This is a genomic window from Acidiphilium sp. (genome assembly GCF_049977125.1).
Taxonomy (GTDB): domain Bacteria; phylum Pseudomonadota; class Alphaproteobacteria; order Acetobacterales; family Acetobacteraceae; genus Acidiphilium.
Window position 1 is genome coordinate 25,530 of the sequence record NZ_JBMFGY010000028.1, and the last position, 9,725, is coordinate 35,254.

Here is a 9,725-nt window from a genome sequence, read left to right on the forward strand (position 1 = left end):
CACAAAGATTTTTTTAACCCGCGGCCATCGCGCCGCGCATCGGCGGCACCACCGCCAACGGTCTTCAAACGGTGCTGCGACATGAAATTGACCCGATCGCCGATCAATCATTTCGTTCATGTCCGGCGCGGGGTCGTCGCGGGTTTTTCATGTCCAAACAGCGCCCGAAAAAAATGTTGAAGCTTGTGACGTTTCTACCTCCAATTTGTGGATTCAACCGGATGGATCAGATAAATCAACAATCGTATCAAATTAAGACATGTCTTTCAGTCGATTCAGCTGCAATCGTTGCTGTGGCCATCGTTGCGGTGACCATCGACACAACGCGATTAAACGGGCTGATCAATGGATCAGCCTCGCATGGGTATTGAGGCGAACGAGGCGATTACGGTACCAGGTGAACGTGTCCGGATCGAACACGGCCCCCGGAATTTCGGTTCCGGGGGTTTTTTGTCGCGCTGATCGCGCGGCTTGACATTTGCCGTCCTTCACGCTCCCTGCCGGGCCATGTCAAACGATATCACCGCGATCGACCGTCACGCCCGCGCCGCGATCGATGCCGCCGCCAACCCCGCCGCGCTCGAGACGGTGCGCGTCGCCCTTCTGGGCAAATCCGGCGAAGTCACCGCGCTGCTCAAATCCCTCGGCGGGATGGACGCCGAGGCGCGCAAGGCGTTCGGCGCGGCGGTCAATGCGCTGAAAACCGGGCTGACCGACGCGATCGAGCAGCGGCGTCGCATCCTCGACGCCGCCGCCCTCGACGCCCGACTGCAAGCCGAGCGAATCGACATCACCCTCCCCGCCCGCCCCACCCCGCCCGGTTCGATCCACCCGATCTCGCGCACCATCGAGGAACTCACCGCTTTGTTCGGCGCCATGGGCTTCGGCGTGCAGGACGGGCCGGACATCGAGGATGACTGGTACAATTTCGGCGCGCTCAACATCCCGCCGCACCACCCCGCGCGCGCGATGATGGACACGTTCTATCTCAAAGCCGCCGGCCGCAACCGCCCGATGGTGCTGCGCACCCACACCTCGCCGCTGCAGATCCGCACGATGCTGAGCCGCAAGCCGCCGATCCGCGTCATCGTCCCCGGCCGCACCTACCGTTCGGATCACGACGCCACCCACAGCCCGATGTTCCACCAATGCGAAGGCCTGGTGATCGACCGCGGCATCACCCTCGCCCATCTCAAGGGCTGCCTGGTCGATTTCCTGCGCGCCTATTTCGAAATCCCCGACCTCAAGGCCCGCTTCCGCGCCAGCTACTTCCCCTTCACCGAACCCTCGATGGAAATCGACATCGCCTGGGACCGCAAGACCGGCACAATCGGCGCCGGGTCGGACTGGCTGGAAATCCTCGGCTCCGGCATGGTCCACCCCAACGTGCTGGCCAATTGCGGCATCGACCCGCGCGAGTACCAGGGCTTCGCCTTCGGCATGGGCGTCGAGCGCATCACCATGCTCAAGCACGGCATCCCCGATCTGCGCAGCTTCTACGACAGCGATATCCGCTGGCTGTCCCATTACGGCACCTCGCCGCTCGCCCCGGTCACGCTGCACGAGGGCAACGCGCCATGAAATTCTCGCTCTCCTGGCTCAAAACCCATCTGACCACCACGGCATCGCTGACCCAAATCACCGAAGCCCTCAACACGATCGGCCTCGAAGTCGAAGGCGTGGAAGATCGCGCCGCCGCCCTCGCGCCCTTCGTGATCGCCAGGGTGATCGAAGCCACCCAGCACCCCAACGCCGACCGCCTGCGGGTCTGCCGCGTCGATACCGGCGCGGGCGAGGTCTCGGTCGTCTGCGGCGCACCGAACGCCCGCACCGGCATGAACGCGGTCTTCGCCCCGCCCGGCGCCTACATCCCCGGCAGCGACATCACCCTCAAAATCGGCGAAATCCGCGGCATCGCCTCCGCCGGCATGCTGCTCTCCGCCCGTGAAATGGGCCTCGGCACCGATCACGACGGCATCGTCGATCTGCCGAACGACGCCCCGATCGGCACCGCCTACGCCACCTGGGCCGGGCTCGACGATCCGGTGATCGAAATCTCCGTCACCCCCAATCGCGGCGACGCGCTCGCGGTGCGCGGCATCGCGCGCGACCTCGCCGCCGCCGGTCTCGGCACGCTCAACCCCTGGGCCCCGCCGCCGATCACCGCAACCACCCCCAGCGCCATCGCCTGGCGCGACGATTTCACCGAAGCCTGCCCCTGGGTGCTCGGCCGCACCATCCGTGACGTGCGCAACGGCGAAAGCCCCGCCTGGCTGAAACAACGCCTCGAATCGGTCGGGCTGCGGCCGATCAACACCCTGGCCGACATCACCAATTTCTTCACCATCGACCTCGGCCGCCCGCTCCACGTGTTCGACGTCAACAAAATCACCGGCACCACCCTCACCCTCCGGCGCGGCACGGGCGAGCGGTTCCGTGGCCTGCACGGCAAGGACGTCACCGTCACCGCCGATGATTGCGTGATCGCCGACGAGGCCGGGGTCCAATCCCTCGCCGGCATCGTCGGCGGTGAAGCGACCGGCTGCGACGAGACCACCACCGATGTCTTCATCGAATGCGCCCTGTTCGACCGCGTCGCGATCGCGCTCACCGGCCAGCGCACCGGCATCTTCTCCGATGCACGGCAACGCTTCGAACGCGGCATCGACCTCGCTTTGCTCCCCGCCGCACTCGATGCCGCAACCGCAATGATAATCGACCTCTGCGGCGGCGAAGCCTCCGCCATCACCGCAGCCGGCGCCGAACCGGCCTGGCAGCGCCAGGCCAGCCTGCGGTTCGAACGCCTGTCGAGCTTCGCCCGGTCGGACGTCACCGCCGACCGCGCAACCGAAATCCTGGCGGCCCTCGGCTTCACCGTCGCCACCCGCGATCCGGCACAAATCACCGTCAACGTCCCCTCCTGGCGCAACGACATCGCCTCGATGGGTGCCTCCGGCGGCAGCGCGCTCGATCAGGCGGTCGATCTGCCGGCCGATCAGGCGGCAGCAGCAAAGGACGGCGCACGCGCGCTCGAACCCGAAGCCGACCTGATCGAAGAAATCCTCCGCATCGAAGGCCTCGACCGCATCATCCCCATCTCACTCCCCGCCCTCGGCGCGGTCCCCACCGCCACGCTCACCCCCCGCCAATCCCGCGCCGTGCGCGCCCGGCGCGTGCTGGCCGCGCGCGGCATGGCCGAATGCGTCACCTTCAGCTTCCTCGATCGCGCCACCGCCGCGCGATTCGGCGCAACCCCCGACGATCTCGCCCTCGCCAACCCGATCGCCGCCGATCTCGACCAGATGCGCCCGACCCCGCTGGCCACACTCGCCCAGGCCGCCGCCACCAACGCCGCACGCGGCTTCACCGACCTCGCCCTGTTCGAAATCGGCCCCGGCTACCGCGACATCTCGCCCGAAGGCCAGGATCAGATCGCCGCCGGACTGCGCACCGGCCAGACCCCGCTCTCATGGATCGCACCCTCCCGCCCGGTCGATGCGTTCGACGCCAAAGCCGACGCGTTCGCCCTCCTCGCCGAACTCGGCGTCCCGCTCGATGCCCTGCAAATCACCCCCACCGCACCCGCGCATTATCACCCCGGCCGCGCCGGCACGATCAAACAGGGCCCGAAACTCACCCTCGGCCATTTCGGCGCCCTGCACCCCGCCTTGTGCAGCGCGCTCGACCTGCCCGCCGGCAGCATCGGCTTCGAAATCGACCTCGGCGCCCTCCCCGAGCCGAAACGCCGCCGCAAATCCCTGCCCGCCTTCTCCAGCCTGCAACCACTCCGGCGCGATTTCGCCTTCATTCTCGATGAAACCATCGCCGCCGACGCAGTCCTCCGCGCGGCGAAAGGGGCCGAGCGCGGCCTGATCACCCATGTCGAATTATTCGACCGCTATGCCGGCGACAGGCTCCCCGCCGGCAAAATCTCCCTCGCCATCGCGGTGCATCTCCAGCCGAAGGAAAAAAGCCTGACCGATCCCGAAATCGAAGCGGTCTCGACCAAAATCGTCGCCGCGGTCACCAAGGCGACCGGGGCCACCCTGCGCGGCTGAGGCTTACTGCACCTGCGGACTGGGCAGCGGCATGGTGCCGAGCGTCTGCCCCGGCGCGGTCGGCGGCCCGGTCAGCACCGGGGCTGATCCGGTCAACGGCTGGGCGGTAATGCCGTTCCCTTCCGTATAGGGCGGCGGCTGGGTTGCCGATGAAGGGGCGAGGCCGGCGCCCGGACCATAGGCCAGCCATTCGGGCAGGCTTTTCTGGATCTGATACTGGAGTTCGACATTCATATCCGCCATCATCCGCTTGGTCAGCTGATACAGCGCCGCGCGAATCCGGTCCGGCGTCTCGTTCGACGGCGCGGTTTCGCTGCGCGAGACGGTGGCATCGGCGTAGCCGACCCGTTCACCATTACTGGTGCGGACACTGAGTTCCACCGTCATGGTCCCCTCGAGATTATCCCCGACCTGATGCAGCGACGCCCGCTTGATCACGAACACCGCCGAACCGGGGCTGCCATCGCCAATCAGGCGCTCGCGCGCCATGCGCTCCAGCACGGCGGCGGGCGCTTCGGGCGCCTCGTCGATCAGCGACGCCGCATTGGGGCCGGGCAGATAGTCGTCGCGCACCTGAACGCTGGCGACTTTCAGGGTAATCTGCGGCAAATACGTATATTGCAACTCGGGAAAACTGGTCTGCACCGGCGGCCCGCTGGAACAGGCGGCAAGGCCGAGCGGCGCGGCCAGCGCGAGCATGGCGATCAGGCGGGTGCGTTTCATGATTGATCCTCCCGGCGTTCGGCGGGTTCGGCGGGCGTGATGTCGGCCCGCGGGAAGCGGAAATCGATGTTGCAGAATTCGCAGGTCATGGTGATATCGCCATCGATGGTCATGTGATCGAGATCATCCGGTGAAAACCCGTGCAGCACGTCCGAAAGCCGGGCGCGCGAGCAGCGGCAACCGTAGGCGAGCGGGCGCGGGCGATCAACCGCCACCCCCTCGCCGTGAAACAGCCGATACAGCAGCCGGTCCGGCGGCAGCGCATCATCGAGCAATTCCGCCTCGGTAATCGTGGCCGCCAGAATCTTCGCGGTCCGCCACGCCTCCTCCTGCGCCTCTTCGGATAATTCCGGGTCGATCCCCCCCGCCCCGGCAATCCGCTCGATGATCAGCGCCGAAGCCCGCCACCCAGCCGGCGTCTCGGCACAAGCCAGATGAATCGCACAAGGCAATTGCTCGGAGGTCGCGAAATAATGCAGCGCCATATCCGCCAGAGTCTCGCCTTCGAGGCTGACGATCCCCTGATGCCGCTCGGTATCCGGCCCCTGATCGACGGTGAACGCCAGATACCCATCGCCCATCAGCGCGCGCGCGCTCGGCGTCTCGGGCATCGCCGCCTCCTCGGCCAGCCGCGCATAACCCCGCAGCGCCCCGGTATCGGTGCAATCGGCCAGCAGCATCGGCACCGGCCCATCGCCCTTGGCCTGAAGCGAGAAGGTGCCGGTGAATTTCAGCGCGGTGGCCAGGCAAGCGACCAGCGCCAGCGCCTCGCCGAGCAGGGTGCGCAGCGGATCGGGGTGGTCATGCCGGGTCAGCAGCGCGTCCGCCACCGGGCCGAGCCGCACCAGCCGGCCGCGAACCGGCTGTTTCGGCAGGAAAAACGGCGTGACGCCGCGCGGCACGGCAAGATCGGGCACATCGGGACGGGTACGGTCGAGAAAATGGGGTAGTGTGCTCATGCCCTATAGATAGAGGCAGGACGCGCATTTTGCCATCACCGATGAAACCGCTTGCCCCGCGCCGCGCTGCACGGTAGCGATGCAGCATGGCTGACCATGATGACGGTGACCTGATCGCGGCGATACATGCCCTGGCGCATGCGAGTGTTCTTGTCGTGGGCGATCTGATGCTGGATCGTTACGTCTACGGGCAGGTCGAGCGGGTCAGCCCGGAAGCGCCGGTGCCGATTCTGTCGGTGACCCGCGAAATCGCCATGCCGGGCGGCGCGGGCAATGTCGTGCGCAACCTGACCGCGCTCGAAGCGGCAACCGCCTTCGTCTCGGTGGTGGGCGATGATCAGGAAGGCTCGGATCTGACCGCGCTGATCGGCGGCCAGGCCAATGTGGAACCCTGGCTTCTGGTCGAAAACGGCCGCGCGACCACGGTGAAAACCCGCTATATCGCGTCAGGCCAGCATCTCATCCGCGCCGATCGTGAATTGGTGGCGCCGCTGCCGGACAAGCTGGGCGCGCGGCTTCTGAAAATCGCCGCCGACGCGATGGCGGCCACCTCGGTCACCGTTTTGTCCGATTACGGCAAGGGCGTGTTGGCGCCGGATGTCGCGCGGGCGCTGATCGCCAGCGCGAAATCGATCGGGCGGCCCGTGGTGGTCGATCCCAAAGGACTGGATTGGTCGCGTTATGCCGGGGCGGATGTCATCACGCCGAACCGGCGGGAGCTGGCGCTGGCCACCGGCATGGACCTGACCACCGAGGCCGCGATCGTGGCGGCGGCGCGTGGCCTGATCGAGCGCTTCGGCTTCGGCGCGGTGCTGTGTACCCGCGCCGAGGACGGCATGAGCCTCGTGACCGCCACAACGGAACGGCATTATCCCGCCGAAGCCGCCGAGGTGTACGACGTCTCCGGCGCCGGCGATACCGTGGTCGCCGTCCTCGCCGCCGGCCTCGCCGCCGGGCTGTCCCTCGAAATCGCCGCCCGCCTGTCGAACATCGCGGGCGGTCTGGTGGTCGGCAAGGTCGGCACCGCCGTCGCCCGCCCGAACGACCTGATCGATGCGGTCAAACCCACGTCGGGCGCGCTGCGCAAAGTCGTCACCCGGCAGGTCGCCGCCGAAGCCGCCGAGCGCTGGCGCCAGCGCGGCTGGCGGGTCGGCTTCACCAACGGCTGTTTCGATCTGCTGCATCCGGGACATATCCATCTGCTCGAACAATGCCGCGCGGCCTGCGACCGGCTGATCGTCGGGATCAACGCCGACCGATCGGTCCGGCGGCTGAAAGGGGCCACCCGCCCGGTGCAGCCGGAAGCGGCGCGCGCGGCGGTGCTGGCCTCGCTCGCCACCGTCGATCTCGTGGTGATCTACGACGAGGATACCCCGATCGACGTGCTCGAACTGATCAGGCCGGATGTGTTGATCAAAGGCGCCGATTACACGCGCGACACGGTGGTCGGCGCGCGGGAGGTCGAATCCTGGGGCGGCCGGGTCATGCTGGCCGACCTGCTGGCGGGCCATTCAACCACAGCGACAGTGCAGCGCCTGCGCGGCTAGAGCGATATGCGATTGAGTTGACGCGGCAGGAACAACTCAATCGCATATCACTCGAACCCCCGCGCACGCGCCTCATGTCCCCCGAGATCCGCCAAAACCTCCCGCACCGCCATGCCGAGCGTTTGAAGCTGCGCCGCCCCGATCGTGAGCGCCGGGGTCAGATAGACGATGTTGCGGAACGGACGCACCCAGACACCGCGCGCAATGAACGCCTGGCGCAGGGCGGCGGGATCATCGATGGACTCGAGTTCAACCACCCCGATCGCGCCCATCACGCGAACATCGCGAACACCGGGAATCGCGCGGCACGGTTCAAGCACGCGGCACAGCGCGGCCTCGATCGTCGCGACCTGAGCGAGCCGGGGTTCGGTTTCGAACAGGTCGAGCGCGGCATTGGCGGCGGCGCAGCCGAGCGGATTGGCCATGAACGTGGGGCCGTGCATCAGCGCGTCACCGGGAGATTGCGACAGGAACGCATCATACAGATCGCGGCTCACGATCGTCGCGGCAAGCGGCGAGGTGCCGCCGGTCAGGGCTTTCGACAGCGTTATGATATCGGGAATGACATCGGCCCGCTGATGGGCGAACATCGTGCCGGTGCGGCCGAAGCCGGTGAAGATTTCATCGAAAATCAGCGTGAGACCGTAATGATCGGCGGTGGCGCGCAAGTGGCGCAGCGTGGCGGCATCGTTGAACACCATGCCGCCCGCGCCCTGAACCAGCGGTTCAACAATAATGCCGGCGAGTTCCTGGTGGTGGCGTTCAACCAGCGCGTCGAAACTGGCGCGGGACGCCGGATCGCGCGGCAAATCGGCAATGACATGAGATTGCAGCATCCCGGCGAACAGTCTGTGCATCCCTTCCTCGGGGTCGCAGATCGCCATGGTGGCGAACGTGTCGCCATGATAGCCGCCATGAAACGCAAGGAATTTGGTGCGGTTACGCGCGCCGCGGTTGAGCCGCGCCTGCACCGCGATCTTCATCGCGACTTCGACCGCGACAGAGCCTGAATCACTGAAAAACACCCGCTCAAGCAGCGCCGGCAGCAGCGCCGCGAGGCGGCTGGCAAGGCGATAAGCGGGTTCATGGGCGAGACCGCCAAACATCACATGCGGCATCGCCGCGAGTTGCGCCGCGACCGCCGCGATAATGTGGGGGTGGTTATAACCGTGGCAGGCGGTCCACCAGGAGGCGATGCCGTCGATCAGAATACGGCCATCCGCCAGATGAATCTCGCTGCCCGCGGTGCGTACCACCGGCAACGGCAGCGGCGCGGTCTGCATCTGGGCATAGGGCAGCCAAACGTGATTCCACCCGGTGGTCAGCCAGGCCGGCGGGGTCACGGCAGGCGACGTCACGGCAGGCGACGTCACGATTGCCGTGTCATCCCCAGTTTTTCAAACAGCGCATTATCCCGCGCGACGGCGGGGTTGCTTGTGGTCAGCAGCGTGTCACCATAAAAAATCGAATTGGCGCCCGCCAGAAAGCAGAGCGCCTGAGCCTCGTCAGACAGCGCTTCCCTTCCGGCCGACAGGCGCACATAGGATTTCGGCATCGCAATCCGCGCGGCGGCAATGGTGCGCACGAAGTCGATCGGATCGATCGGAGCAAGGTCGCCCAGCGCCGTGCCTTTAACCGCGACCAGCGCATTGATCGGCACCGATTCCGGATAGGGGTCAAGATCAGCGAGCGTGGCAAGCAGACCGGCCCGATCCTCCAAATCCTCGCCCATGCCGATAATGCCGCCACAGCACACATTGATCCCGGCCTCCCGCACCGCCGCCAGCGTATCGAGCCGGTCCTGATAGACCCGGGTGGTAATGATATTGCCGTAGAACTCCGGCGACGTATCGAGATTATGGTTATAATAATCGAGCCCGGCGGATTTCAGCCGGCCGGCCTGGTCGGGCCGCAGCATCCCGAGCGTGACACAGGTCTCAAGCCCGAGCGCCTTGACCCCGGCAACCATGGCGGCAACCCTGTCGAGATCATGATCCTTGGGCGAGCGCCAGGCCGCCCCCATGCAGAAACGCTGCGCCCCGGCATCGCGCGCCCGGCGAGCCGCCTCAAGCACCGGCTCAAGCTCCATCAGCTTCGAGGCGGACACACCAGCCGCCGCCCCCGCCGACTGCGGACAATAGCCGCAATCCTCAGGACAACCGCCGGTCTTGATCGAAAGCAACGTCGAAATCTGCACCTCGGTCGGATCGAAATGCTGCCGATGAACAACCTGCGCCTGAAAAATGAGCTCAGGCAACGGCAAGGCAAGCAAGGACGCAATGCGCGCGCGGGTCGTGGTGGGCTGCTCAAGCGTCAGGGACATCAATCTCTCCAAATTACCGCTAGGGACTCCCACCCTGATAAACCGCGCCGCCAGCAACGGAAAGGGTTTCAAACCCGGGGACCGTCACGGCATCAAATCGCAACCATCCCCCATC

Annotated in this window: 7 protein-coding genes; 3 read left to right on the plus strand and 4 right to left on the minus strand. The window is 66.2% G+C overall.

Annotated elements, in window-relative coordinates; genetic code table 11:
* The first annotated feature begins 507 nt into the window (after positions 1–507).
* Together pheS and pheT are read left to right on the plus strand one after the other, a co-directional pair.
* Positions 508–1,581: a phenylalanine--tRNA ligase subunit alpha gene (pheS, locus tag ACP5E6_RS06810; protein ID WP_427953132.1), complete on the plus strand. Its 1,074-nt coding sequence runs from the start codon at positions 508–510 to the stop codon at positions 1,579–1,581.
* A complete protein-coding gene (gene pheT, locus ACP5E6_RS06815; protein WP_427953134.1) occupies positions 1,578–4,058 on the plus strand; it encodes a phenylalanine--tRNA ligase subunit beta in 2,481 nt (826 codons plus the stop codon). The genes pheS and pheT overlap by 4 nt, the downstream gene beginning before the upstream one ends.
* 3 nt (positions 4,059–4,061) lie before the next feature.
* Here pheT and ACP5E6_RS06820 read toward each other — a convergent pair whose 3' ends face one another.
* Together ACP5E6_RS06820 and ACP5E6_RS06825 are read right to left on the minus strand one after the other, a co-directional pair.
* A complete protein-coding gene (locus ACP5E6_RS06820; RefSeq protein WP_427953135.1) occupies positions 4,062–4,781 on the minus strand; it encodes a hypothetical protein in 720 nt (239 codons plus the stop codon).
* Entirely contained in the window at positions 4,778–5,740 is a 963-nt protein-coding gene (locus ACP5E6_RS06825; RefSeq protein ID WP_427953137.1) for an Hsp33 family molecular chaperone HslO, read from the minus strand. The genes ACP5E6_RS06820 and ACP5E6_RS06825 overlap by 4 nt, the downstream gene beginning before the upstream one ends.
* 86 nt (positions 5,741–5,826) lie before the next feature.
* Here ACP5E6_RS06825 and rfaE1 point away from each other — a divergent pair, with 86 nt between their 5' ends.
* Entirely contained in the window at positions 5,827–7,287 is a 1,461-nt protein-coding gene (gene rfaE1 / locus ACP5E6_RS06830) for a D-glycero-beta-D-manno-heptose-7-phosphate kinase (protein WP_427953139.1), read from the plus strand.
* Between the two features lie 47 nt (positions 7,288–7,334).
* Here rfaE1 and ACP5E6_RS06835 read toward each other — a convergent pair whose 3' ends face one another.
* A complete protein-coding gene (locus ACP5E6_RS06835; protein ID WP_427953145.1) occupies positions 7,335–8,630 on the minus strand; it encodes an adenosylmethionine--8-amino-7-oxononanoate transaminase in 1,296 nt (431 codons plus the stop codon).
* Between the two features lie 26 nt (positions 8,631–8,656).
* Positions 8,657–9,610: a biotin synthase BioB gene (bioB, locus tag ACP5E6_RS06840; RefSeq protein ID WP_427953141.1), complete on the minus strand. Its 954-nt coding sequence runs from the start codon at positions 9,608–9,610 to the stop codon at positions 8,657–8,659.
* Positions 9,611–9,725 lie beyond the last annotated feature (115 nt).